This is a genomic window from Guptibacillus hwajinpoensis, assembly GCF_001039475.1.
Taxonomy (GTDB): Bacteria; Bacillota; Bacilli; order Bacillales; family Guptibacillaceae; genus Guptibacillus; species Guptibacillus hwajinpoensis.
In genome coordinates, this window is record NZ_LELK01000001.1 from 758,021 (window position 1) to 784,902 (window position 26,882).

Consider the following 26,882-nt stretch of genomic DNA (forward strand, 5'->3'; position numbering starts at 1 on the left):
AGGATCTTCACTGCATGATGAAATGGGACAATTTAATATATCGATTATTTGTTTTTTGGTATTGCTGCGGATTAATTCTAGTAGGATTTGATCTGCTCCCCCCCATACTCGAATGGGCCAATGCATTCTTCTTAATTCTTTGTGGCATTTTAGGCGGCTTTTATTTCATCCGCACCTTTGAATTTAGTAAAGGATTAGCAATCACTGCTTTTATCTTCATATTAAGTATGGTTGCAGAAGGTTTGGGCGTTCATTATGGATGGATTTTTGGACAATATGATTACTCTGGTGATTTCGGCTATAAATTAGTTGATGTTCCTATAGGAATCGGATTTGCATGGGTAATGGTTATAGCCGTTACTCATGTGCTATCCATGGAACTAGTTAGTAAGCTAAAGCCTTCTATTCTGAAGTGGATAGCCTATTCTCTATTAGGTGCAATGATTGCTGTATTAATCGATTTGATCATTGATCCGGTCGCATATCTTGTTAAAGGATATTGGGGATGGGAAGGGGATAGCTTCTATTATAGCGTCCCATTACAGAACTTCTCAGGTTGGTTCTGGGTATCCCTGTTCTTCCACTCCCTTCTCTATCCAATCTATATGACTAATAACGTGAAAAGAAAGGATGCCTTTCTACTCTGGCGAGATCGAATGGCTGCTTTGTTCGGAATGGTAATGGGAATGTTCATCTTTCTTGCTCTTCTAGATGGACTTTGGCTTGCTTTCTTCCTTACTGGAATACCAGCTTATTTATTACTCCTTGCTTATCGATCTAGCACGAAACAGAGAGAATTGGCTTCAACTGAAGAGGTGCTTGGCTGATGTTAACAATTTACCTAATCATTCTAACTGGTTTTGTTATTTGGACGATCATTAACTCGTTCTTTATGCCTAGCCTTAAAATGTCTAACATACAAGGGGATAAGGATGGACTCGTTTCCATCCTTATCCCTCTTCGTAATGAAGAAAAAAATGTGGTTGATCTTATTAAAAGCCTAGAAAAGCTAACTTATTCAGATCTTGAAATCTTACTGCTAGATGATCATTCTACAGATAACACTTTAGACATGCTGAAAACTTTAACGAATGATGATAAGCGATTTTCGGTTATCCAAGGAAACGAATTACCGGATGGCTGGACTGGAAAGGTTTATGCGTGTCACCAGCTGAGTTTACAAGCAAAAGGGACTTATCTCTTATTCATAGATGCAGATTTAAGACTTGCACCTGGTGCTGTTCAGTCAACGCTATCTTTAATCAAAAAACGAAAAGCTGCCATGGTAACGGGCTTCCCATCTTTCCCAGTGAAACTTTGGCTGGAAAAACTTCTTGTCCCTTTACAACACTTTGTTGTTCATTTCCACCTACCATTAGCTCCAGCCAACTGGACGACACTCCCTTCATTTACTGCCGCTCATGGTGCGTTTATGATGGTAAGAAATGAAGCCTATCAAACCATTGGTGGACACGAAGGGATCTACAACACGTTACTTGATGACGTAGATTTAACAAGAACATTTAAAAAGCATGGCTATCGTGCGATACTCGCAAATGTAACAAACTACACACAATGTTATATGTATCATTCAAATCAAGAAGTGTGGAACGGATTTACAAAGAACCTGTTTCCTGGACTCGGACGATCTCGTTTTCTCGTCTCGATCCTCTTTTGCTTTTATGGGATCTTTTATGTCACACCACTATTTATATTATTTTATGGTGTAATTGAGCTAGTAAATGGATCTCTACAACTAGAATTATTCATTCCCTATCTTTTGGTTGTTCTACAAAAAGCATGGGTTGATTATCGAACGAAGCAAGGCACTGCATTATCTTTCTTTATGCCGTTAAGTGCGCTAGCTTTTATGATTCTTCTGATTCATTCCATGCGGATAGGTTTAAAGCGTAAAGGTTATGTTTGGAAAGGACGGACCTACTCATGAAAACAATTGCTATAATCGGTGCAGGTCTTGGCGGACTATCTGCTTCTATTAAACTTGCTAGCAACGGCTATAATGTACACGTGTTTGAAAAAAACGCTCATACCGGCGGAAAAATGATGCCTATTGATATGGGATCTTATCACTTTGATTTTGGACCTAACACAATGACGATGCCTGAAGTATTCGATCGTGTATTTGAAGAGGCTAATCTCAACCCTCGTGATTTTTTTGACTGGACTCGGATTGATCAGCACACGCGTAACGTTGACTATAATGGTGAGTCATTTATGATGAGCACAAATCAAGAAGAGATGGTGGATGAACTAAGCAAGCTTGATCCCTATGCTGCAGATCATTACAACGCTTATTTAGAAGAAATCGAGCGTCTTTACTTGTTATCAAAGAATTCGTTCTTTCCGAGAATGTTTACTTCCCCAGGGGATTATTTATCACCTGGACTTTTTAACGCCGTACTAAGAGTTAGACCACTTGAGAAAATGAATCACTTTCACGAACGTTTTTTTAAACACCCGCTACTATTAAAAGCATTTAATCGCTACTCTACTTATATCGGATCATCACCGTATTTGTCCCCAGCCACTTTTGCGATGATTGGATATTTAGAAATGGTTCAGGGCGTTTATTACGTTAAAGGCGGTAACACCAAGATTGCTGAAGGATTGGAGCGTGCTGCTAAGCAACTGGGCGTGACCTTTCATTTAAATACGCAAGTGAAACAGGTACATATTGAAGGTAAAAAAGCAACGAAAGTTGAAACAGTAGACGGGTTTGTTCTTCCTGTAGATCAAGTTGTCATCAACGGAGACTTACTTCAATCATATCCAGCTCTTGTAAACGAAAAGCATCGTCCATCTATGCGAAACAAAAAAATTGAGAGCTCTTCCCCATCCATTTCAGCTTTTGTTATTATGGCAGGTCTTTCAACTCGACTCCAAAACCTCTGCCATCATCAAGTCTATTTTTCTAGAGATTACACAGAAGAATTTGAAACGCTTTTTGATGGGAAGTGGTCTCTAGATCCGACGATTTACATTTCAAATTCGTCTTACACTGATCCCTCCGTCTCTCCAGACGGAGACAACCTCTTCATCCTAGTTAATGCACCACCACTCTCTGGAAACAACACCATTTCAGAGGAAGAATACAAAACAATCATTTACGATAAATTAGAAGCACATGGTCTTCCGATTCGTGAGTATATAGTAGAAGAAAAAATAGTCGGTCCAAACGAAATTAAAGATCGCTTTCATGCGTTCAAAGGAGCACTATATGGCATCTCATCCAACTCTCTAAAAAACAGCTTTCTACGCCCCTCTAATCAATCAAAAGATATAGCGAATCTCTTTTTCGCAGGCGGAAGTACTCACCCTGGCGGAGGCTCTCCAATGGTTGTGATTAGCGGTAAGAATGTGGCCGAGAAGATAATAGAACGAGATGCAGTTAAGTAGAAGCACACAAAAAGAAGCTTGGAATTTTCCAAGCTTCTTTTTGTGGTTATATTATTTATGTCTTACTCCGTGAAAGTCCATTCAAATAAATAGAGGTGTTTGATTAGAACTTTACCCCCTACCACCTTAATGAAAGGCTCTCCTCTAAAAGATTGTTGCTTTAGAAACAATTATTGAAAAAAACCACACTTAGCTGATTCTAGCGGAAATCAAACGCTACACAGTAAAAGTAACAATGTCTGTGAAAAGAGCCTAATGAAAGATCATGCATTTATTTCAGAGTCTAGCACTATTGTTGACTTCAAATAATGATATACGCCTTCTTCATCACACGTGTATTCGGTCACTTCGTCGACGATTTCTTGTATTTCATCCGATGCATTTTTCATTGCTACAGCATAATCAACAAACTGAAACATCGGTAAATCGTTATTACTATCACCAATCGCCATTGTTTCTACATCAGACAAATTAAAATACTGCAACATTTCCTTAATACCAGTGCCTTTGTTCATATTTGCTACCATGACTTCGACATTGTGACTGGAAGATATAGACGTTGTAAAATCGATGTCTTGCTTTATTTTTTCTAGCTCATTTTTCCATCCATTGATGTGTTCTTCTGTTCTAGCGAAGAAATAGAATTTGGAAAACTTATTTCCTTCGATTTGATCTTTCCAGTCAATTGCTTCCTTGATTGCTTGTTGACGTGAAAGCCATTCGTTAAGGCCAACACTTTCTGGCTTTGGTTCTCTAATTTCATCTACAATATATTGACGATCTTGTTTTAGAGATATCCGATCTGCTCCATATGGAAAAAGTTCATAATAGACTCGATGTTCTCTCGCTTTTTTGATGATTTTATCAACTAATTCAATAGAGAGAGAATGTTCAAATATAGCTTTTTCTCCTACATACCCAGCCATACCATTTGAAGAGATAATCCCATCTACTTGAAACCCATCAGGTACAAGCTCGTTTATTTCATCCACAGCTCTGCCCGTTGCGATAAAAACGTATATCCCTCTATTTCGTATCTCATCAATAATTTGCTTCGTATAGATACTTACCTTGTTATAATGATTTAATATCGTGCCATCCATATCTAAAAAAATGGCCTTTGGTTTCTTTACCAACGTGACTCCCCCTATTTTGTTATAGCTTCTATTTTTATTAACTTGTGCGTCATGTTTAATCTCTCTTATTACGTAAACAATAACACTTTCTATGTATCTATCAAACTAGATATACCATTGTTTATTGCTCATTACTTCTTCATTTTAGCATGTTCTATGATCTCACGTAGGCATTGTTGCTATTAGAATAGTGGTTAATTTCCGCTCCAGGATGCTCGCTTTCCGCGGGGCGGGGCGGTGAGCATCCTTCTGCTCCAATCTGCTACGTGTGGTATTTATACAAAAATCTTTTAGGAGCAACAATCTTTAAGAAAAGAGCCTATTTTAAAGTGAATTCCTTTTTTTGAGCCTTAAAATAAAACATACTTATGTAACAAACTTGGAAATTCTTCACGGTAGCTCACCAATACAAAAAGAGACCGGTTTCCTCAGCCTCTTTCCTCTTACTTCAATTTTATATGCACTGGTTTACTTTCCTGTGTATGAACGGTTTTCTTAGAGTTCTTTTGCAAAGCCGTTCTTTTAATAGAGCTAGTTACATCGTGGATCATATCCCCCACATCATGAGCGGACTCGATTAAAGGATCAACAGCTTCCATTTTCCCTTTTACATCAACCGAAATTTCATTAGCTTTATGAATCAGTTCTTCTGCTTCATCTGTAATGCCGTCAACGGAATTCCGAACACTAGACAGCGTCTCCTTTGTTTCAGCCAGTGTTGCCATGACCTTTCGTAATGTCAAGATTAAATAAATAACGAGAATAAGAAACGCGCTGGCTACAATGGTAGCACTCCATCCAAGCATGAAACCACCTCCCTTCCCTCTCTAAGTCTATGAGGGTGGGGCTTTGGACATTCTTATTTACTAGGTCTAGAGGATCTAAAAAACAAATAAAAAGATGGTGGATGAAAAAGAAGCTGAATTATAGCTCATATTTCGTATGTATTGCACTCTTTTTTTAGTATGGTTAGATCAACTGACAAAACTACGAAAAAGGTAGACTGCACGTATTATCACGATTAGTCTACCTTTGGGTACGAACAAATGGCTTTCTTCTATTAGTTATTACTCATCAAAGAATGGGTTACTCGTTTTCGTTTAAAATCAACTTTGGTTCAACCCCAACACTCTCTCCTCCATAAAATTCGATAACGCTAGGATTGAAGCCTGCTGTTGTGATAGCTTTTAACCTGAACTGTGTATATCCACTCAAATTAATATTAGGCAAGCTGCTCGATGGTATTTCCACATCTACATACTCTCCACTAGGGGGAGTAAAACTAGTGATGTTGTATTGAGTAGGTGCGCTAATGTAATCGGCTTGTTCAATTGAAGAACTACTACCAAATATTCCTTTTTTGATATCGAGCTCTAGACTTGAAACAGAGCCTTGTTTCGCCTTAACGTATAACCGAATTTTTGCTGATTGAATTGATTCTGTTATGACACTTGTATCAAAGGACAGCATGCCACGATACGTATCACTGTTATACATCCCTTTATCGCCAACCGTAACTGAGCCGGACCCTTTACCATCGGCGGTATACTGTCCTACAAAGCCATCCTCATTTCCAATTGATAATAACGTTGTTGTCTCATTGGGCATACCAGTTTCAATGATATAGTTTTCTGTTTTCATCGTTTCCGTATTCCCGTTCGAATCTACACTAAAGTATTTCAGTGTTGTATCTTTTGTGATTGTAATTGGACTGCTGTAGACTTGGGATAATTCAGTAGGTGCTGTTCCATCTGTCGTGTAGTACGTCGTTGCTGTTTCGCTAGAGCTAAGTTCCACTGTAACTGAATTCTGATATGTTCCTCCACTAGGTGTAGCTGTGGTGACTGGTGCATTCGGATCAGTCGTGTCACTACTATTAAAGAACTCCCACATCATTCTGCTTGCGTTTGGTCCTTGGGGGTCTGTATAACTTCCCTGCGAACTTCCCCCAGACCAAGCATGTCCCATACTTTGGACGATCACTTTTTTCATCCACACCTTATCATCTTGCCCATTATAATCACTTACGGTGTAACTTCTGCCACCAGGAATCTGAAGACTCTCCGTGTTATCGGCTACATCATCGATCCATCCGTTTACAGAGCCCGTTGCAGATAAATCATTCGTCACTGCCCATTGTGAAATAACTTGATCGCCATTTATCGGTTTGACCGTATAGTCAGACGTCCCATGAAAGACGATGACAGGTAAAAGATCTGCACGACTTCCCATGGCATTGTAAGCCGCTCGACCTTGTAACGTCGGATCAGGACCTCCCCCTGACATAGCACTAAAAGCAGAAGAAGTATTTGTCGCAGCTTTATATTCTAAACCTGCACCTACCCCAATTCCCGAGAAAACATCTGGATAAGTAGCCCCCATGATCACACTCATCGCTGCACCAGCTGAGAGCCCAGCCACATAAACCTGTTCCTGTTGAATACTGTAATTCGATTGAATCTTCTGGACCATCCCAGCGATCACGCTCGGCTCTCCACTGCCTCTTGATTGGTGACTAGTTTCAAACCAGTTCCAGCATTTGTTTGAGTTCGCACTTGAGCTTTGCTCAGGATACAAAACAAGAAATCCCTTTTCATTTGCAAGCGTATTCATTTGCGTTCCTGCTGCAAACTGATTGGCATCCTGCGTACAACCGTGAAGCATGACATACAATGGATAAGATTGAGCTGCATCATATTGATTTGGAACATACACCTTATAAGTTTTCCCTCCGTAAGTTCCTGAAGTGAACTGCCCCGCAGCAGACGTTGAAGAAGGATATACGACTGACGAGCATACCAATAAAAACATTACACCAAAAAGCCATCCCATTCTAATTCTCAACAAAAAACATCCCCTTCCCATAGTTGTTTGCTTCGCAATGATAAGGGGCTCTAGTTACATAGAGGTTACAAGGAGATTATTCAATGAATCGAAACTCTTAGTTTTCTATGAAAAAAACTTCAAGTACGGATAGCGAGTAAGTACAAAAGTATTGATTTTCGAAGGACAAAAATCTTTTATATACTCCTCTATTCTTAAACCTTAAATATAGTATGGTAGCAATTGCCCTATATTGCTACATATGCGCTAAACATAGTTTGTTATTATTAGTGATGAAGCTATATCTTTGATAGTTTAAAATAATCCATTGTAGAAGTCTCTTTGAAACCGCAAGATTGGTAAAGATTTAGAGCTTTCCTATTCTTTACTGCTACTTGCAGCATAATTTGTTGAACTTGTTGTTCTCTTAATTTCTCTACAGCTTTCATCAGTATATCTCTGCCAAAACCTTTTCCTCGATAGTCTGGAAGAACTCCTAATCCGTAGATTCCACCTACACCATTCTGAACTTCGATATGAACTTTCCCTATAACTGATTCGTTTAGTTCTGCGAGAAAAGTATCCATTCCTTGCTTTGATTCTTCCTCAGGGAGTCTTGAATTCCCGTCCAAAGAACTCACTTGGAAGTATATAGCATTTTGTCGCGCAATTTCCTTTGCATCTTTATTAAGAGCCTTTCTAAGTTTTAAGCTTTTAATAGTGACGCCTTTCCTCGCTTCACCTACCAAAAACATCTCATATTCTGAGTTTTCATAATGCGCTCCCGTACTCTTAATAAAATTAATTCCAGGAGTAGAATTGCAATCACATAACAAAAGCATTTGTTGCAATTCCCTTTTATTCCATTCATCTCGAACTAATGAGAATAAACGTTTGAAGACTCCCAATCTCCTGAAATCTGGATGAACCATTCCATTTACTTCTAATGTATCGGACCCGAATTGACAGATCCCCATGTAACCAATAAGCCTTTCATCTTCATAAAACATAAACTCGTTGATTTTATCCTTATCAATACTCTCGTTAAGAGCTTTGTTCAATTTGTAATCAAGTTCTAGTTTTAGAGATACATCTTCTATTTCAAGACAGCATTTTTTTAATGTAAGTATCTCTTCGTAATCTTCTCGATCTAATGAAGATTTTAGTTTTGTAGATGGATTTATTAATGTTTTCATCACAGACTATTTTCTCCTATTTACTTTATTATTTTGCTGTCGTCAATTAATACTCTCCCATGCTAAACATTAGCTCATAGTATCTAAAAATACTGTTTGGAACTCTTTCTCAATAATCTTCTCATCAAAAGTAACATTATTTGATTTGCTTCATATCGCACACCTTTCTTTTAATATTTTCATCAAAAGATATCAGACTAGAATATTTTCACCTTTTTCTCTTTAAAAGAAGTATGACACCTAGTATTAGAAAGATTGGAACTAATGAGATTAGCGCTATACTCATACCACCTATTCCCATATTAATCCTCCTCTCACTCATGCACACCCCTGTCCTAATCCTGCATAGAGCGCCAAGCTTTTATTTAACAAACGCTCCGATATTATGGAATAAACTCAATCAACAATTTGTGACTTGCCTAGTAATACCCTTGTCTTGTAAACAATGGTCTAGTGTTGCTTTATCGATTCCATTTATATTGAAATACTTTTCTTGATAGATATCCAGTATTATGTCAAATAGCCTTTCCTTAGTAGTTAAAGTGTCTCTATAATTTTTCACAAATAAGTTAAAAGGAATCGACGGCTCAACTCTGTTCAAAGGTGGTTGCTGATAATGAAGTGTATTGAAATGTAAATATCCTTTTCTTTCGAAGAATATATTACGCTTCATACAATCCTCTTTTTCTTTGTTGGAGTGTACCATCTCTTTGGTTTCAGTTTCTAAGACGATTGCATCCAGAAAATCGTATCCTGCTTTTTTAGATTCCTGACTTAATATTTCTTCAAGTCTAGAAATTGTACTGGAACATAACTTTCTACTTCTTAAAGTAGGGTTTGTAACGATATATACAATAAATCCTGCATTCACATTTGCTAAGTATTGTCCCGTGGCAAAGGAGAAAAACTACTTTCTGAATATTGTATACTCCTTAGAAAAGTCTCTTGTGACTCCCTAACTTCTACTGGAAATGCTTGTTCATATATTTACGTTGCTTCCCCAAAGTATTTTGTGTTTTTATTAGTAATTTCAATCCACTCTATTGCCATATGATTACCAAGCCTTAATTACATTCTATTTAAGCCCACTTACTTAATATAAATTATTTCAGATTAATCTGATCAACTCAATGCTTTATTTCATAAAAAAGGAAGCATTTCCTGTTTTAGAAATGCTCCGAGATAACGGAACAAAGGACTTAATCAATATTCTTGAATTGCGCTCGATTGCCGTATTGTGCTTTTTATAATGTAGTAATAAGGGGTCCTTCATTTGTAAGAATAACCGTATGTTCGTATTGAGCCACAAAGCTTTCATTGGTTAAGAAGGTCCATCCATCTTCAGATTGGAAAACTTCCTCTTCAAATGTAGAGATCATAGGCTCAAAGGCAATTACCGCACCATCTTTTAAGATTTCATCATCCCAACTAGCGAAATAATTAAAAATATGTTTAGGTTCTTCATGAAGCGAACGTCCAATACCGTGCCCAGTAAGATTTTTTATTACTGTTAAGCCATGGCGTTTCGCTACATTGTGTGCAGCCTTTCCGAGAGCACTTTTTTTTGAACCTGGCTTTGCCTGCTTAAGTCCAGCATGGAAGGCCTCTTTAGAAACGTCACATATTTTTTGTAATGTCGCGTCTCCTCTCCCTACTACAAATGAAATTCCAGTATCTGCGTAATATCCGTTTTTTGAACCTGAAACGTCTATATTCACTAAATCTCCTTCATGGATGACCCGTTTTCTCTTCGGAACTCCATGCGCCACTTCATTATTTATACTAATACACGTATACCCAGGAAAATCGTATTCTCCTTTTGGCGCAGATTGAGCTTCTGCCTTTTCAAACATCTCTCTTGCAATTTCATCGAGTTCTTTTGTGGTAATTCCGGGTTTCGTACTAAGGACCAATTCATCACGAATCGCTCCACAAACTTCACCAATTATTTTCAATCCATCCAAATCCTTTTTAGTTTTTGCGACCATTGATATCCCCACTTTTTAATGTATTTTATGATTAGTATTCCATTTAGTTTCTAGCATAAACTGAACAGGTTTTTCTTCATCAATCTCTGGCCCTTTTATGGATTGAATATGACAACCTTTTATTCCGTTAAACTGCCCTGTTATTAACTTAAACAAAAAGGAGCGTAATCCTTTTTAGATTAACGCTCCGATTATACGGAAAACTTGATTTCGAGATATTGAAACAGATCTATACATAATGCACCAGTTTGTTTTCACTAATAAATTACACTAAGTATGATCCACCTGAAATTAGTTTTCTATGTTTTTAAGTTGTAGACGTATTAGAATTGAAAATCCCCATCCTTCAGTAGTAGTACTTCCGTTTCACCTTCTTTAATGCCCACTACTTTCATATCTTCGGTTCCAAAGGTCACATTGACTAACAAAAGTGACGTATTTAGACCTGATACCTTCAACTCTTCCTTTGATTGTTCAATGCCATTTTGAACATTGGAGGGAGATGCATTTCCGATTCCAATATGACAGGACGTATTTTCATCAAATAAAGTATTGAAAAAAAGAGTATCAGCCTGAGCAAGAGGAGATTTATTAGAGACCAAGGCAATTTCACCTAGATAATGTGATCCTTCGTCTGTTTCGATGAGATTTTGTAACACTTCCTGTCCCCTGGCAGCATAATAATCGGTAATCCGCCCATTATTAAAAATCAGATAAAATTCATCGATGACACTTCCTCCATAGATAAGAGGCTTAGTACCTACCAATTTGCCATTCACCTTATGTTTATGGGGAGCAGTAAATATTTCTTCCGTAGGAATGTTCGGAAAGAACGGTGTTCCGTTTTTATCTATGACTCCCCCACCGATATAGAGATGATTTTTAGGCAGACCGACTGATAAATCAGTTCCGTATCTATTTGTAAAATGCAGAGATTCAAATTGGCTCTCGTTTAGGATCTTTTTTCGAGATTCGAAGGCTTTATTGTGAATCCCCCAATCTTTTACAGGGTTTTCCCCATCTGCCCGAGACCCTTTTAAAATTAATTCCCACAATGATTGTAAAGCTTCTTCTATACTTAGGTTAGGGAATACTTTTGTTGCCCATTCAACGCTCGGGACAGCTAGAAGACACCAGCGTACCTTGTGGGATCTAATTTTCGCATAATAATCCCTCAATTTGGTGCGAGAGGCTTTTTGAAAACGATTTATCCTTTCTGTAGAAACCTCCTTAAAGACCTCTAAGTTTTCAGAAATAATATGTATGTAAGCTGCACCGGCATCGTCCCATTCCTTAAAACGGGCAGCCTGCCAATCAGGAAAGTGATCAATGACACTATCTGCTGCATTTAAGTAAAATTCTTTGGTAGACTGTTCATCTGTCCAATCTATAAATACATTTGAAGCTCCTGCATCGTAGGCTATCGTTTGGATCAGACGTGCAAACGTAGCATTTTGTATATCACTATGGATAATCAATAATTGATTTTTTTGCAGATTCACACCAGCTCCTACAGCAAGTTTTGCATACTTTTTCAGCTGTGCTTCACTTATAAATTCATATATTCCTTTAAACATTTAATATCTCCCCTGTGACATTCTTGTATATTTTTACTGCACAACAAGCGATAGCCAAAGTGCAGCTATCGCTCCGATTTTCTGTAAGATGAGATAGTCATACAAAAGGTTATTTCTTACCTTTAGTATCTTTTGAAGTACCTGTAAAAGGATTTATCTTATAAGTTAAATCTTCTCCAGCTTCCTTTTCTTCCTTTGAAATCCTCTTTCCTAATGAGGCGTAATACCAAATGAACACTCCTAAACTTAACAAGCCACCTATACTAGATACCCAAAACACAGCATCATCCATACGCTCACCTCCCATTTAAAACTAAACAAACTGCATAAACCTGATGTTCAACAATATTTCCAAAATCTTCAGTGCCAATTATTTCAAAATATTGCGAATAACTCCATCTTTTTTTTCATATTAAAAGGAGCCTACCTTAATTACAGATAAGCTCCGAGTTTAATGAAGACTCAGTATCAAGATATCTTCTTCTTTAACACCATTACACTTCTATTATTTGATAAGATCACTTTTAATAATTGAATACATATATAAATCATCAAATTTACCAAGAGTATATTCATAGTGCCTGAGTAAGCCTTCTTTTGTGAAACCTAGTTTGCTAACCAACTTTTGTGATTGAATATTACCAGGCTCTATCAAAGCCTCTATCCGTTCTAACTGATAGTGATTAAATCCATACCTAATAATTGCTCCTAGTGCTTCAGAAGCTATTCCTTTTCCCCAATAGTTTTTACTTAATTCAAATCCAACTTCTGCTCTATAATGTTTGTCTTGCAAATTTAAATACCCGCAACTACCTATAACTTTACCTGAATCTTTTAAAGTAATTCCCCACCTAATACCTGTACCTTCCGTTATTATTGAGTGATACCATTCGATTTCATCCAATACATCTTCAACATTTTGGGCCGGTGCTAATCCCATATGTTTTACGACTTCTTCATCGGATAAATAGTGATACATATCCAAAGCATCCTCAAAGGTTACTTCTCTTAAAATTAATCGTTTTGTTTCAATTATTGGATTTTGTTTTTCCATTAATGTTCCTCTCTTTAACGTACTTCTATTTTCTTGTATAGCTCCTCCATATATTGTAGAGCGGAAATCTATGTACCGATCTTCAGCTTTTGCTCCGATTAACTTGAAGACTCGATTTCGAAGCAAATATATAGATTTTGCTAGAAATTTTCACACAGGTTTACGCTAGATTTCTTTAAAAAGCATAAATCCCAACGAAAATACTAAATCCAGCTACAAGGAATGATGTTAAAGCGACTGGTTTTCGTTCTTGAAATTCAGAAACCCCCATAACAAGAAACGTTCCACCCATTAAGAGCATTAAATAAGGCAATATAGTTCTGGTTGTTCCAGTTATCAAACCATAAATAGATAGAGAAACTACAATAGTCGCCAGAAATATTCTAAGTATTTTCACCAGCATTTCCCCCGCAAAAAAATATTAAGTCCTTTACTATGTGACACTGTAATTAAGTTAAAATGAGATAAAATTCATCTATATTATCGCTCCGAGATAATGGAGTAAGATTTAAATTGAAACACAACCACCAAGTAATCGGTATCTTTGTCCACAAAACACTGTGTACCACGCCTTAACTGGCTGGTGTAGAGTGTTTTTTTTGAATGCTCAATCGAATTTGCTCGCTTACAAGTGAAGTACCTCAAATAAATTAACTGAAGTTATGAATCTGCTTTCTTCTTCAAGGGGTATTTCTTATTAATTATCGAGATAACGACCATAGTTGTCGAACTTAATGCCACTGCCTTAATTATTAAAATATCCGGCAAGATTATATATTCAATTCCCATAACAACCATTACGATTAAACATGTAATAAGAAATCTTTTCCCGAAAGACATTACTAAACCTCCTCGAAAGTTTATTCACTTGATGTGATTTCGAAATCACACCCTTCAGCTCCCGTTTCATACTCAATCTTAATATTAAATCCCCTTGAACAACGGAAAACGTTAGAAAGTAACTTATATCACCTAATAATTAACATCTTTATTACTAAAGCGCAGAGATCTTTGGAACGAAACGGTAAGACCTAATATGATAGTAGCTAACCCAGACATAAATAATGTATTGGCAGCACCAAAATACTCTCCTAATAAACCAACGATAAATGTACCAAAAGGAAAGCCAATTCCTGCAATAAATCCCATGACTCCTATGACCCTTCCTCTTAGATGATTTGGGATAAGTTTTTGCTCTAGAGTAGGTTCAACAATGTTATAAGGTGCATACACAATTCCACCAAAAAACATAATCACATAAACAATAGTTTCGTTGGTAACAAAACTGATTAGAAGTGGAGCTACTCCCCATAAACTAATGACGATACCGAGTGAATAAGAGTAATAAATCGGAATGTTTAACCTCACCCAAATAAACGAACCTAAAAGTGCTCCTACTGCAAAAACTGTCCAAATCATACCCAGAGTATCTGGACCAGAATCCAAATGACTCCCCACAAAAACAGGTAATACAGGTTCTAAGGGAGCATAAGTGATGTTAAATACTAATGTGACGCTGGATATGATGATTAGAACTCTATGATTACGTAAGAACGTAAACCCGTCTACGATTTCTTTTATGATTCTATAATTTCTTTTCTTCAATCGCCTTGGTTCTACTCCCTGTTGGAAACTACTATAAGGAATGAAGAAGTAGAGAATAGCTGCCAAGAAAAAGAAAAAAACAGCAACGAATAATGTGAGTGACGCCCCTATGTATGCTGCGGAAAAACCTCCGATTGCGGGACCGATTAAATAGCCTGATTGACCAGCCATTGCTACCAGTGCATTGGCGCTTTGCAAATCTTCCTGATCTACAAAAGCAGGCAATATGGTCATACTTCCGATATCAGTAAAAGCTGATAAAAGACCGTTAATAAAAACAACTATTAAGATTATAGGAAGGGTCAATTCATCTCCCCAATATAATAGTGGAATTAATAAAATGAATATTGCTCTCAATACATTTTCAGCAATCATGATCGTACGTCTATTAAATTCATCTAAAAGCGACCCTACAAAAATACTTGATAAAAGTGGAGCAATGGTAGCAGAAGTAATGACAAATCCGATAGCTGATGCAGAATTCGTCAATTCATAAACAAACCACGCCAAGGCTACCCAAGAGATTTTCTTTCCTAAATCAAGAATTAATCTTGCTGTAACAAAAAATTTAAAGTCTCTATTTTTGAATAAATAGAACATACAACATATAACCTTTCTAAGAAGTGCCTTCATTCTTTCAACCAAGAATTTTTCCTTATTCTGCATCTATTCTTAATCCAATTATTTCAAATAAAGCCACTTACCGCAAACCCTTACTGTATAAAAATAAGAGCCTATCTCTATTAAAGATAAGCTCCGAGATAATGGAAGATAACATTTGTGCTTATTTGAAGGCATACATCGCAATAACTATTTAAAAAGATCAAAAAAGAACCTACTAAAACGTTTACCAAAACTAACTCATACTAGCCATAGTCATCTACTACAATTAGAGCGTCTCATCTAATTTCCTAATCTTTGAGTGGGAAATTAAAAAAACAGTGCCAAAAACGTCGATTTTGGCTCCTTTTACACGTACAGCGCAATCTTTGTTCGATGCATAAATATTAATTTCTTCCGATAGGGGAGATAGTTCGCTCTGAACCAGTGGAATATTATTTTCAAGATCAAAATGAGATAGGACGGAGAAATTATCAAGACCGATTCCGTTGTAAACAGAGCTCTTATCAACTTCATCTCCAAATGATTTCGAGCATAACCATTTAGCGGACATGTTGATTGCACCAGCGCTTGCTCCCATCACAACGGCACTGCTTTCTTTTATAGGATTAGATAATTCATATTCCATCAAAAAACCATTTTGCTCCAGAATATTTCCACCCAACAAAAAAATGACGGAAGCATTTTGAATTTTCGTTTGGGCTTCTTCCTTCTGTAAGCAATAATTAATTAAATGATATTCATCGAACATAATGCCAGCCTGGTCAAGCCATGAGCGCTCAGTAGCACCATCATCTTCATAAATAGATGGATTCGAGCTTATCATAGCAATCGATTTTCTATCAGTTATATCCTCCTGTAACAACCTGCCCAGAGTCTCTGGAAAGAAATTGTTAAACCAACCTAAATAATAGTGAGTTTTCATAAGTACCCCCGTAGCCAAGTGTATAAAACAAACATTTATTCCTTGCGTCACTCATTCTGCTTTCTCATCGCTAACAAAATAATCTCAATAAAGTCCGAATTATTGAATACAAGTTACACAACACTCTTCAATTTACCTTTTCATATCTTTAGTACCAATTATTTCAAATAATTAAGAACAACTCAATCTTTTATTTCACATTAAAAGGAGCCTATCTTATTATAGATAAGCTCCGAGATTGTGGAACAAAGCATTTTCTATCTCAGTTTGATATTTTATTTAACCAAGTTATTAAATCGATTATCATTTCCGAGGTGAATTGATGATTAACATATTTATGAACATTGAAATCCACATTTCTTCTTTTTTCAACCTCTTTTAGGTAACGATAATAATCTTTTTGTCCTTCTATTGGTATAATCTCATCACTTTCTCCGTGAATAAGAAGAACAGGGGAACCACAATTCACTCTCTCTTTAGGATCGTATTCCATTAATGTTTTTTTCAGCTCTACGGAGATGTCTTCTCTATTATCTCTATCTCTAAAAATTTGCTCTGACAATATAAATGAACCGGATCCATTTATATTCGCTAATCCACCTAACTTTGGTTCACGAGCGAAAATTCCATTTGCTATAAATCCGCCCATAGAACTGCCTATAAGGAATACGTCTTCTTTATTTATTTCTAATGCAGAAATAAAATCATTAAATTCATCAATACTTTTAATTATGGTATCCCAAAAATAATCTCGCATTGCTTTTTGGTCAAAGTGATTTTCTAGTGGCTGTCTTGTATCGTGAAAAATGATCTCAGGAACTATGATCCTAAAACCCTCTTTTGATAATTCCTCTGCCAGTTCCTTATACCCCTCAGCTGTTCCTCCCCAACCGTGATATATGATTATTACTTTTTCACATTCATTTACTTTATTAATTTCAAAGGAATAATACCTGAACTTATCTATAATCTTTCTCTGCACAACCATTCTCCCTTAAAAGTTTTTGTGTAATAACAAAACGGTAATATTATCAAACAGCTGATCCACAACCCTGTCCAAGTTCTCAATACCAATTATTTCAAATTAGTATAAATAACTCAATCCTTTTTTAACATTAAAAGGAGCTTATCTTATTACAGATAAGCTCCGATTTACTTGAAGAAAATCGAGATATTCTTGAGGAAGATGCCCAGTTAGGTTTTAACCGTTTCCAAGATTGTATCGACAATATCAATGACTGGTAATGATCCATCTACGATAAGGTCCGAATTTGGTTTTATTGTTTTTCCCATCTCCAAATAGGCTTCTCTACCGAATTTCAAATAAAAATTTAATTGATCACTGATTTCATAAGAAGTGGTATTCGGTTGATCTCTTAGAAATCTTCTTGCCATAGCTATATCCAGTGGCGTATCAATATAAATAGATAAATCAATAAAATTCTTCAGTTGATCATTCTTATATGCGAATGGGTAATCGAGTATTATGTACTCAGGAGGCTCTTCTCTTTCTAAAAGTGACTTTAATTCTGCTTTGAGAAGTTCTAAGTTCCACTGGTTATAATCAGGACCATCGTCGACCCATTTAACAAGATCATCTGGTGCTCCTTCAAAATCATATTCATCAAAAAACAACGCTTCAGAACAATTTATTCTTTTAATTAATTCGTTTGTAACTGTAGTTTTTCCACCACCTGAAACTGAAGCAATTGATATCACTTTTGCTTTAAACACTAGCCAATCTCCTCCTGAGGTTTTTAACCTTTATTACAGAATTGCTCCGAGATTATGGAAGATTACTTTGTATCATTAACTAAATTCTTGGAACAGAAGGTCCTAAAACATCTTTTTATAATACTTAACTAAAAATCGAATAACAATTAATAGATGTAATACTATTATTGATGGAAAATAAGAAGCTTGTATACTTTTTAATAACCTTGCTTCATTTTTTGCTTTAGTGCTATTGTCAAATTGAGCATACTCTTCTGTCCCAATAACAGTAATCTCTAAGACCAGTGCAACCGCAATTGAAATGAATAAGCTATAAAACCATATTGCAGGTTTAGAAAATACGATTTTCACCTTGTGAATTAACCTCCTTAGAGATTCTCATGGGATAGAAAATTAACGTATAAATTAAAGCTCTAATTGAAGACTTGAAGTCAAGATAATTAGAAAGTCTATTACTTTAGATCCAATATTTATAAATACTCTATACACCATTACATTGTTATTATCATGTTAACTTCAGTGACTCTTTTAACTCTTTCTTCAAAAATTCTAACTCGTTGAGATTTGGGATAAAATATGAAGGTCCTGGTACTTTAGGTGTTGTTCCTTCAATTTTCTTTGTTTGAATAGCCGTTGAACTTAGTGACGGAAATTCTTGCTGCAGGGCAAACATTTCACTAGGTTTAAAATTTGTCTCAACGCTATTTTTTAACACTTCTGATATCTTGTTGATTTCAAATATAGTATCGCCTGACTTGACTTCATCTACCGTAGATTTAATAAACTGTCTTTGACGTTCCTCTCTTGAGTAAACAGTATTCACATCACGCTTCCTCATTCTTACAAATGCGAGTGCTTCTTCTCCATTCATTTCGGTTATTCCCTCATCAAAATAAATCCGATCATTCGAATAGTAATTCTTTTCCCAAAATGGATATTTCACATCAACCTCAACTCCGCCAATAGCATCAACAATGTCATGAAATCCCTCAAAATCAACAGCAACATACTTATCGATCGGTATATCCAAAAGATCTTCCACCGTTTCTACGGCTAACTTTTTGGCTCCGTAGTTTGTAAGGTATCCGTATGTATAAGCAGCGTTTATTTTATGAGTTCCAGCGTATTCACTTCCAACTTTTTCTACTGGAACTTGCACTTTCGTATCCCTAGGAATACTTATCATAGTTACTTTCTTTGACATAGGATCAAGAGTTATAACAATTTGGGTATCAGCTCTTCCGCCTTTTCCATCTGAGGAATAATCTTCAATTCCTAGAAGCAAAATTGAAATAGGTTCATTTCCTATATCTACCTTCTTATTTCTTAATTCCGACATATCATTATCCCGTTTGAGTTCACTAAAAGATTCTTTCGCTGTGTCATATACTTGAAATCCTAAATAACTACCGCCCCAAAGAACAAGTAACAAAAGTGATAAAGTACCAATGAGAATTTTTTTCTTACGCTTTTTTCTTCGTCTATATGTAAATCTATTGTTCATCGTTTTCTCCTTTTATCCTTTAGATCTTCATATTATCGTACTTTTAAGTCGTTCCATAATAGGTTCCGGAAGTATATTTTCCTTGCATAGAAAGCAATTGAGAAACAGTTAAGAACTGATAGCCTTCCTCTTCAAGAGTAGTCAACAGCTTTGGTAATGCATTGGCTGTGGTAGGATGCACATCGTGTAAAAGGATAATCGATCCTGATACGACTTCTTTTTGAACCACCTGGTTAATCGCTTCAGCATTTTTGCTTTTCCAATCCAGTGAATCGACTGACCATAGAATAAGAGAAGAACCGTTATCTCTAGCGACATCCTCTACTTTTGAATTAATAGCGCCATAAGGAGGTCGAATGAGAGTAGGAAATTGACCCGTAGCATCTTGGATTTTTTGATTTGAGCTTTGAATTTCTTGCACCATTTGGGGTTTTCCTACCTTAGTTAGATCCATGTGATGTTCTGTATGGTTCCCAATTTCATGACCTGAATTAGCAACTCTTTCAGCAATTGAAGGATATTTCTCGACTTGACTTCCCAACATAAAAAAAGTTGCTTTCGCATCATGTTGTTTTAATATCTTTAGCACACGTGGCGTTACTTGCATACTGGGACCATCATCAAAAGTGAGGGCAACGTATTTTTCTCCATTGTCCTTTTCATCTTTCATAGTAGATATTTTTTCTTTAAATGGTACTTCGACTTCTAGAGTTCCAGTATCACCTTCAGTAATGCTAGATTTCTCAAAATATAACGTAAGAGCATTTTGGGATACCAGCCAATTCCATGAATTAGGATCTTTCAATGCTTCATTTACTTTTTTATCTATTAGATTGTTCTTAATCTCATCATCCTTTTCCAACTGCCCTTTAATATTAGAACGAACCTCATCTAACGTTTTCTCGCTAGTAGTCAAAACATCAGTTAATTGTAAAATATTATGACTTGAGTCGATACTAAATGTTTTTACATGGGTTTCACCATAGATCGAATCCACTAATCTATAGGAGTTAAAAATCAAACTAGTTATATCCTTAGCTCCTTTTTTAACATTAACTTGAATTGATAAGTGGGCTCTATTACTTGCTCCAAGAACATCTTTTTGTGATTTGACTTCAGATAAAAAACTCTCTTTCTGTTTGGCGATCCACTCGTGAATTGATTTTTTAAGGGTTGAATTATTAATAACCGGGGTGTTAATCAGCATTGTATAACGATCTGTGTTTTCTGTATCTTGCTCAACCTCTATATTCGAAACCTCTTTTTCCTCTTTCTGTTTGACATCCTCTTCACTGCTATCACCAGTCCACTTACCTATACCTATAATAATAAATATTCCCAATAAAATAAGAACAACCCATCCAGGCCATTTTATTCGCTTAAAAAGCAATCTTCTAATCATACTTTGTCATCCTCTTTGTTTTTTCTAGAAGGGAAGATGTAGCATTAATATATTAGTAATTTATTAATAGCTACCTTATAAAACACACCAGTCTATCCATTGTTTTGCAAAGAAAACAGGAAGCTCAATCCATGAACTTCCTGTAGGTTGTGAATGGAAAAAATACCATTCCACATTCATTTTCTCCGATATCATCTTCCATGGAGATATAACGGATGAAATCCTCTTCCCCAAACCTATTTACATCATCAGTACCTTTTAGATTTTAAAGTCGAAGCAATTTAAAATCACAATTTATTTATTACAATTATTTCAAAATAATCCAAATAAATCAATAATATTCTTCAAATAAAATCTTCGATTTATTTACATTTAGAGTACATGTACTTATAAAGAGTAAGCTATGTTATAGCTTACTGTTGATATTGGAGCAAAAAAGGGGAACCTCACATTGAGGTTCCCCTAAACTATCCAACAAACGCTCCGAGTTAATAGAATAGAAAGCGATATTTACATATTCGATATTCCGTTAATGAAAATACTAAATAATAAACTGATTGTTGTTAAGCCTGCAACTGGGACGGCAAAACTTTTGTTGTTTTTAAATTCAAATATAGCTATGAACAACCCTGATACACATAACACTAACCATACAGGCATAAATATAGCATCTGCAATATACGTTGGTAATAAAGCGTAACCGTTAGTTAAGAAAAATAACCAATGCAAAACCAACAACCCTAATATTAAATAAGAGATTTTTCTAGGTGGTTTTCCTATCTCATTTTTTCTTACTGCAATAAATGGAGTAATGATTAACGTAAAAATTGCAATGATGCCTAAAATCATTAAAAATATTATTGAAAATCCAATGATGAACAATCCCTTTCTAGATAGTTTATTGAATATTCCTGCCCCAACTCTTCAGTACCGATTATTTCAAACTGATGTGAGTAACTCAATCTTTTATTTCATAATAAAGGAAGCATATCTTATTCAAGATATGCTCCGAGTTTAATGAAGACTCAGTATCAAGATATCTTCTTCTTTAACACCATTACACTTCTATTATTTGATAAGATCACTTTTAATAATTGAATACATATATAAATCATCAAATTTACCAAGAGTATATTCATAGTGCCTGAGTAAGCCTTCTTTTGTGAAACCTAGTTTGCTAACCAACTTTTGTGATTGAATATTACCAGGCTCTATCAAACCTTCTATCCGTTCTAACTGATAGTGATTAAATCCATAACTAATAATTGCTCCTAGTGCTTCAGAAGCTATTCCTTTTCCCCAATAGTTTTTACTTAATTCAAATCCAACTTCTGCTCTATAATGTTTGCCTTGCATATTTAAATACCCGCAACTACCTATAACTTTACCTGAATCTTTTAAAGTAATTCCCCACCTAATACCTGTACCTTCCGTTATTATTGAGTGATACCATTCGATTTCATCCAATACATCTTCAACATTTTGGGCCGGTGCTAATCCCATATGTTTTACGACTTCTTCATCGGATAAATAGTGGTACATATCCAAAGCATCCTCGAAGGTTACTTCTCTTAAAATTAATCGTTTTGTTTCAATTATTGGATTTTGTTTTTCCATTAATGTTCCTCTCTTTAACGTATTTCTATTTTCTTGTATAGCTCCTCCATATATTGTAGAGCGGAAATCTATGTACCGATCTTCAGCTTTTGATACGAGATTGCTTAATAAGGAATTTATATTAGATCAGTATCTAGAGTCCAACGTAAACGTCTAACCCACTCCTGTCTAACATCCTCAGGTGCTTGAGTTACTTTGTTTAAAACTTTCCATACTTTATACAAGCAATAGGCTTTTAATTTATCTGAAGATAACTCAACTGAAGAGTGAATTTTATACTCATTAATAAAAATAGAATTTAATATATCAGAGTGATGTGGATAATGAAGTTTAGTAAACCAACATATCCAGCCCACATCTATGAGTGGGTTAGCCCATTCAGCCCATTCCCAGTCTAGAATAGTAATTGAATTTTCCTTAGTAAATAAAACGTTATGTATCCCATAATCACCGTGAGTTAAAACCCAATCATTCTCATTATCGTCAACATTATTTAATATTTTTTGGGTGCGTTGGATAAGAATTTCAGGTACAAAGTCTAAATCAAGATTAATTTCCTTGATCTTACATTGATTTATCGGTTTTAAGTTTGGTTTGAACTTTAAAGAATGAACCGAATTTGAAAGGGTTTTTCCTAATATCCTATATAATATTTTTGTTGTCTCTAAATCATTATGATCTAAAATCGATTGTCCATTTATCCCCTCACAATGCTCCATGATAAGAATTTGCACTCCATCTTCATTTATGTGTTCATAAAGCTTTGGGACAACGCTTGTTCCTTTAGAAATTTCTAAACTATAAACCTCATTTTTTAGGTCTAGATTAGAAAGAGCCCCAACTTTAGCTACTAACCGCGGACACGTTCCATTTAATAAATAAGTATCGTTGGTATAGCCCCCGACTAAACGTGTGGGATTAAATTCACCATATTTATCTTTTAAATGCTTTTGTATAACATCCTTCAATCTAACACATCCTGTCTGATCAGGTTATTCTTTTATTCAGATAAGAGAAATATTGGTCGGGAGCCTTCTTGAATTAAAGCTCCGATTTAACGGAAGATCGGCAAACTTCAATTAGCTGGTTAAGCTAAATAAATCTTGTAGGTTATAATGGATGTAGTTTCTTAGAAAAATTAGTTCAGTTTCATCAAATTGATATGAACTTTTCTCACTCTGATAACTGTTCACAACTTTATACATAGTACCTTTCATCTCATCTGGAAGTGATGTTAGTCCCCAATTACCAGCTTCCTGTTTTGATGAAATAATCCCCTCTTTCACATACCAAAACACTCGCAACATATTTAATGAACAATAGATTGGATCATCTACAATATTTGCTAAGCACTCTTCGTAATCTCCTATTATTGAAGATAAATAATCTGATGAAGGGATCCTGGGGAAGACTTCAAAAATAGAACTTCCTTCGATACATATACCTCGATAAAACATTATGGTTATATGTGCAGCTAAATCAGGGTCAGTTTTAATATCATCGTTTAAGTATGTAAATCTATTTTCCAATAAATCAACTTCATACCTGTCTCTCCAAAATTCACTGTAATGAAATTCATATGGAGAAGGGTGTTCCCAGTTGTCCAATTGTCCTTTAGTCAAAAAGCTAATTTCAATGGGATACGGATTAGTAGAATAATTAAAATAGAGTTTCGCTAGTTTCCTCTTTGTTTCTATTGTTATTGACTCATGAGTGACTACCAAAACATCAAGATCACTGCTCTGGGGATTGAATCCTCCCATTGCTAGCGAGCCGTGAAGGTAAAAACCTATGTAATTATCACACATGATTTGTTTAGTCTCACATACCAAATCCAAAACAAATTTTTTAGTCACTGGAGAAGCATCATTCCAATTGTAGGTCATTCGAGAAAACTCCTTGTCCTGTAAGAAGTTAAAAAAAGAACAATTACGTTATAAGTGAATCGCTCCGATATTCTTGAAAACTAGAAATCAATATACCTATTCTAAGTTTCATTAATTAGACCAAACACATAATGGTCTACATATTCGTCGTAGAGCAATTCAGATTTTTGGAGACAGCCCTCTTTTTTGAATCCTAATCTGTGTGGAATGGCTAAACTTTTTTCATTCCCAGTTGCCACTCTTATTTCTATACGCTTGAGATTAAGTTCATTAAAGCAATAATTTATGACTTCTTGACAAGACTTTGTCATTAATCCTTTTCCTTGAAAAGAATCTCCAAGCCAGTAACCTAAGGAAGTATATTTGTGTGACCAATTAATAGTATGTAATCCAACAATCCCTGCTAATTCACCTTTATACCAGATCCCCGCCTGGAACCCATTATTGTTACAGAATTGCTTTAATGTTCCCTCAATAAATCCCTTTGAATTCTCTTCTGTCTTTGTACTGTCAATCCAAGGTAACCATTTACGCAAACTATTTCTTGAAGCATCAATGAGTTGAAATAATTCTTCGGAGTGCCTTAATTCTAGTAAACGAAGTTCAGTATCTTCGTTAATTTTACATTTAAACATTCATTATTCCCCTTTCGTTCTGCACCATAGAAGATGATTCTCTTAATGGATAATCGCTCCGAAAATGTTGAAGACTCGATTCCGAGACATTTTGAAACAAATATTAAACTAGCGTATCCGTTAGCTAAAGAAAAATCACAAAACATAAAGATATAATTGCTGCTACCTTTGCATTCTTCCTGACTGTGGTTCTTATTGTGGGTATCCATCTTATATTTCCAGACAGACTAACCAATCTAGCAATCAAAAACAAAATAAGAAAATACATAGAAAATAAACCAATCATAAAATCACCCTTACTGCATTGTAGATAAATATAAAAACAAATAGAATTGGTTTTAATTCAAACTGCTCCGTGAGCACAAAAAGTGATAGCTAAATTGCAGCTATCGCTCCGAGATTGCTGAAGAATTGAATTCAAGATAATTAGAGTTTCTTCTTCGACTAGAGTCTTTCTTTTTCCAAATCTTCAACCAGCATTACATCATTGATGTTACCAAATGACTCACTTGCTAGAAAAATGATTACGCCATCAATTTAAACTGAACGAAACTTAGTTCTAAGCCATTGTTGAGACTTACTGGTATCTAAAGAAGTATCTATAGCTAAATATGGAAATTCTTCTTTGGAAATCTTAGTGGGACTTAAAAGGTTATTATCCCATCCAAGTTGCATTAATCGCTTATTAAAAAACGTATAGTAGCTCTCTATATTTTTAGGTCCAACGTGCAATGTTCCATTAAACTTCATTTTAGACAACTCAAGAATGGAGCTTGATAAATCATTTACATTTACAAAAGTTCTAAATACGTCTTCCCATGCATCGATTGGCTTATTCACTTTAATTTTCTCAATCATTTTCAAAGTGCGTTTTTCTATTGTTTGATTCGAATTATCCCCATATAAGGGACCTGTTCGAAGGATCACATGATTGGAATAACTTTGACGGATGAAGTTTTCTCCAATATATTTACCATTCACATATTCAGCAAGAGGAGCTTCTTTAGGTAGGGTACCAATGGGATCATTTTCGGTATAATTTCCTCTACCATCAATAAATACGCCATCAGTTGATAGGAAGATAAACTTTGTATCATTTGTTAATTCTGACAGTACGTTCTTAAGACCTACATTCATTAAATGACTTTCTTCTTCAAAATTCATAAGTGACCAAATGACAACTGCCGGATTAATTTCTTTAATAGCGATTCTAATAGATTCACGGTTTGTTACATCCACCTGAAGAATGTTTGAGTACTGATTTGGAAAACGCGAACTACCAAATATATTTATATTTTCATCTTCTAAAGCTAGTCGAATTACATTTGACCCTAGAAATCCTGTTGCTCCTAAAATAAGTATCCTCATCTTATCTACCTTTTTATTATTAATGTAAGAACAAACCTTTTTTTAAAACAAGTCAGCCCTCCTGTAATAAATGAAGTGTAAAAAGGATAAATTTGTGAATAAATTCACTTAAACTCAAGGGGCTTAACTGCAATAAAATTAGCTATTTGAGAGTTAAAAACTTCACCAAATGTTCCCTATTAAGCGAATTAACATTCTTGGTATAAACATTAAGATGTTCCATATCACTTCAAATATAAACTCAATTAGGGTATCTTTAAAAAAGCCATTTCTATTTCTATTTTTATTTTTCATTTTTTAACTCCCAATTAATTGTTGTTTAACTATTCTGACTGGAAATAACAATTCTATTCTATCTTTTAAAAGGGCGCTTACTTTTTAATACACAAACACT

26 protein-coding genes are annotated in these 26,882 nt (G+C 35.4%); 3 read left to right on the forward strand and 23 right to left on the reverse strand.

All coding sequences use genetic code 11. The annotated features are described in order from the left end of the window. Positions 1-14: 14 nt before the first annotated feature. The 3 genes from AB986_RS03780 to AB986_RS03790 are packed head-to-tail and all read left to right on the forward strand — an operon-like array spanning position 15 to position 3,417. Positions 15-827, forward strand: coding sequence for a carotenoid biosynthesis protein (locus AB986_RS03780; protein WP_053216028.1), 813 nt, complete (start codon positions 15-17; stop codon positions 825-827). After that, complete coding sequence (locus tag AB986_RS03785) at positions 827-1,948, forward strand: glycosyltransferase family 2 protein (RefSeq protein ID WP_048309544.1); 1,122 nt, start codon at positions 827-829, stop codon at positions 1,946-1,948. Before AB986_RS03780 ends, AB986_RS03785 begins: the two co-directional genes overlap by 1 nt. Then, positions 1,945-3,417, forward strand: a complete 1,473-nt coding sequence (locus tag AB986_RS03790) for a phytoene desaturase family protein (protein WP_048309545.1) — start codon at positions 1,945-1,947, stop codon at positions 3,415-3,417. Before AB986_RS03785 ends, AB986_RS03790 begins: the two co-directional genes overlap by 4 nt. A gap of 263 nt (positions 3,418-3,680) precedes the next feature. Here the strand turns inward: AB986_RS03790 and AB986_RS03795 are convergent, their stop codons facing one another. From AB986_RS03795 to AB986_RS03910, 23 genes are all read right to left on the reverse strand, one after another. After that, positions 3,681-4,553, reverse strand: coding sequence for a Cof-type HAD-IIB family hydrolase (locus AB986_RS03795; RefSeq protein WP_048309546.1), 873 nt, complete (start codon positions 4,551-4,553; stop codon positions 3,681-3,683). A 443-nt stretch (positions 4,554-4,996) separates the two neighbouring features. Continuing rightward, positions 4,997-5,359, reverse strand: a complete 363-nt coding sequence (locus AB986_RS03800) for a DUF948 domain-containing protein (RefSeq protein ID WP_048309547.1) — start codon at positions 5,357-5,359, stop codon at positions 4,997-4,999. 280 nt (positions 5,360-5,639) lie between these two features. Next, positions 5,640-7,397: an extracellular catalytic domain type 1 short-chain-length polyhydroxyalkanoate depolymerase gene (locus AB986_RS03805; RefSeq protein ID WP_236690304.1), complete on the reverse strand. Its 1,758-nt coding sequence runs from the start codon at positions 7,395-7,397 to the stop codon at positions 5,640-5,642. Between the two features lie 278 nt (positions 7,398-7,675). Continuing rightward, positions 7,676-8,572, reverse strand: coding sequence for a GNAT family N-acetyltransferase (locus AB986_RS03810; RefSeq protein WP_201779268.1), 897 nt, complete (start codon positions 8,570-8,572; stop codon positions 7,676-7,678). 400 nt (positions 8,573-8,972) lie between these two features. Next, the gene (locus tag AB986_RS21990) at positions 8,973-9,443 is read right to left on the reverse strand and encodes a hypothetical protein (protein ID WP_152670916.1); all 471 of its coding nucleotides are present in this window, start codon (positions 9,441-9,443) and stop codon (positions 8,973-8,975) included. A 373-nt stretch (positions 9,444-9,816) separates the two neighbouring features. Then, a complete protein-coding gene (gene map / locus AB986_RS03820) occupies positions 9,817-10,560 on the reverse strand; it encodes a type I methionyl aminopeptidase (protein ID WP_048309550.1) in 744 nt (247 codons plus the stop codon). A 323-nt stretch (positions 10,561-10,883) separates the two neighbouring features. Then, positions 10,884-12,137 (reverse strand): aminopeptidase, encoded by a 1,254-nt coding sequence (locus AB986_RS03825; RefSeq protein WP_048309551.1) that lies wholly within the window; start codon positions 12,135-12,137, stop codon positions 10,884-10,886. A 109-nt stretch (positions 12,138-12,246) separates the two neighbouring features. Next, entirely contained in the window at positions 12,247-12,429 is a 183-nt protein-coding gene (locus tag AB986_RS03830) for a hypothetical protein (protein ID WP_048309552.1), read from the reverse strand. A 213-nt stretch (positions 12,430-12,642) separates the two neighbouring features. Next, positions 12,643-13,191, reverse strand: coding sequence for a GNAT family N-acetyltransferase (locus AB986_RS03835; protein WP_048309553.1), 549 nt, complete (start codon positions 13,189-13,191; stop codon positions 12,643-12,645). A 175-nt stretch (positions 13,192-13,366) separates the two neighbouring features. Further along, positions 13,367-13,588 (reverse strand): DUF3953 domain-containing protein, encoded by a 222-nt coding sequence (locus tag AB986_RS03840; protein ID WP_048309554.1) that lies wholly within the window; start codon positions 13,586-13,588, stop codon positions 13,367-13,369. A gap of 575 nt (positions 13,589-14,163) precedes the next feature. Further along, positions 14,164-15,462, reverse strand: coding sequence for an MFS transporter (locus AB986_RS03850; RefSeq protein WP_048309556.1), 1,299 nt, complete (start codon positions 15,460-15,462; stop codon positions 14,164-14,166). Positions 15,463-15,685: 223 nt separating this feature from the next. Beyond that, the gene (locus AB986_RS03855) at positions 15,686-16,342 is read right to left on the reverse strand and encodes a Type 1 glutamine amidotransferase-like domain-containing protein (protein WP_048309558.1); all 657 of its coding nucleotides are present in this window, start codon (positions 16,340-16,342) and stop codon (positions 15,686-15,688) included. A 262-nt stretch (positions 16,343-16,604) separates the two neighbouring features. Further along, positions 16,605-17,324: an alpha/beta fold hydrolase gene (locus AB986_RS03860; protein WP_236690305.1), complete on the reverse strand. Its 720-nt coding sequence runs from the start codon at positions 17,322-17,324 to the stop codon at positions 16,605-16,607. 212 nt (positions 17,325-17,536) lie between these two features. Continuing rightward, the gene (locus AB986_RS03865) at positions 17,537-18,076 is read right to left on the reverse strand and encodes a nucleoside/nucleotide kinase family protein (RefSeq protein WP_048309559.1); all 540 of its coding nucleotides are present in this window, start codon (positions 18,074-18,076) and stop codon (positions 17,537-17,539) included. Between the two features lie 102 nt (positions 18,077-18,178). Continuing rightward, positions 18,179-18,427, reverse strand: a complete 249-nt coding sequence (locus tag AB986_RS03870) for a hypothetical protein (RefSeq protein WP_048309560.1) — start codon at positions 18,425-18,427, stop codon at positions 18,179-18,181. Positions 18,428-18,581: 154 nt separating this feature from the next. After that, entirely contained in the window at positions 18,582-19,580 is a 999-nt protein-coding gene (locus AB986_RS03875) for an LCP family protein (protein WP_048309561.1), read from the reverse strand. Between the two features lie 43 nt (positions 19,581-19,623). Further along, entirely contained in the window at positions 19,624-20,982 is a 1,359-nt protein-coding gene (locus AB986_RS03880) for a polysaccharide deacetylase family protein (RefSeq protein WP_048309562.1), read from the reverse strand. A gap of 510 nt (positions 20,983-21,492) precedes the next feature. Then, complete coding sequence (locus tag AB986_RS21995; RefSeq protein WP_152670917.1) at positions 21,493-21,864, reverse strand: hypothetical protein; 372 nt, start codon at positions 21,862-21,864, stop codon at positions 21,493-21,495. Positions 21,865-22,050: 186 nt separating this feature from the next. Beyond that, positions 22,051-22,599 carry a GNAT family N-acetyltransferase gene (locus AB986_RS03890; RefSeq protein ID WP_048309564.1) on the reverse strand — a complete coding sequence of 183 codons (549 nt, stop codon included), beginning with the start codon at positions 22,597-22,599 and terminating at the stop codon, positions 22,051-22,053. Between the two features lie 116 nt (positions 22,600-22,715). After that, on the reverse strand, positions 22,716-23,567 hold the full coding sequence (locus AB986_RS03895) for a phosphotransferase family protein (RefSeq protein WP_048309565.1): 852 nt from the start codon (positions 23,565-23,567) through the stop codon (positions 22,716-22,718). Positions 23,568-23,678: 111 nt separating this feature from the next. Then, positions 23,679-24,485, reverse strand: coding sequence for an aminoglycoside adenylyltransferase domain-containing protein (locus AB986_RS03900; RefSeq protein ID WP_053216029.1), 807 nt, complete (start codon positions 24,483-24,485; stop codon positions 23,679-23,681). A gap of 101 nt (positions 24,486-24,586) precedes the next feature. Beyond that, entirely contained in the window at positions 24,587-25,120 is a 534-nt protein-coding gene (locus tag AB986_RS03905; protein ID WP_048309566.1) for a GNAT family N-acetyltransferase, read from the reverse strand. Between the two features lie 537 nt (positions 25,121-25,657). After that, the gene (locus tag AB986_RS03910) at positions 25,658-26,488 is read right to left on the reverse strand and encodes a sugar nucleotide-binding protein (protein WP_048309567.1); all 831 of its coding nucleotides are present in this window, start codon (positions 26,486-26,488) and stop codon (positions 25,658-25,660) included. Between the last annotated feature and the right edge of the window lie 394 nt (positions 26,489-26,882).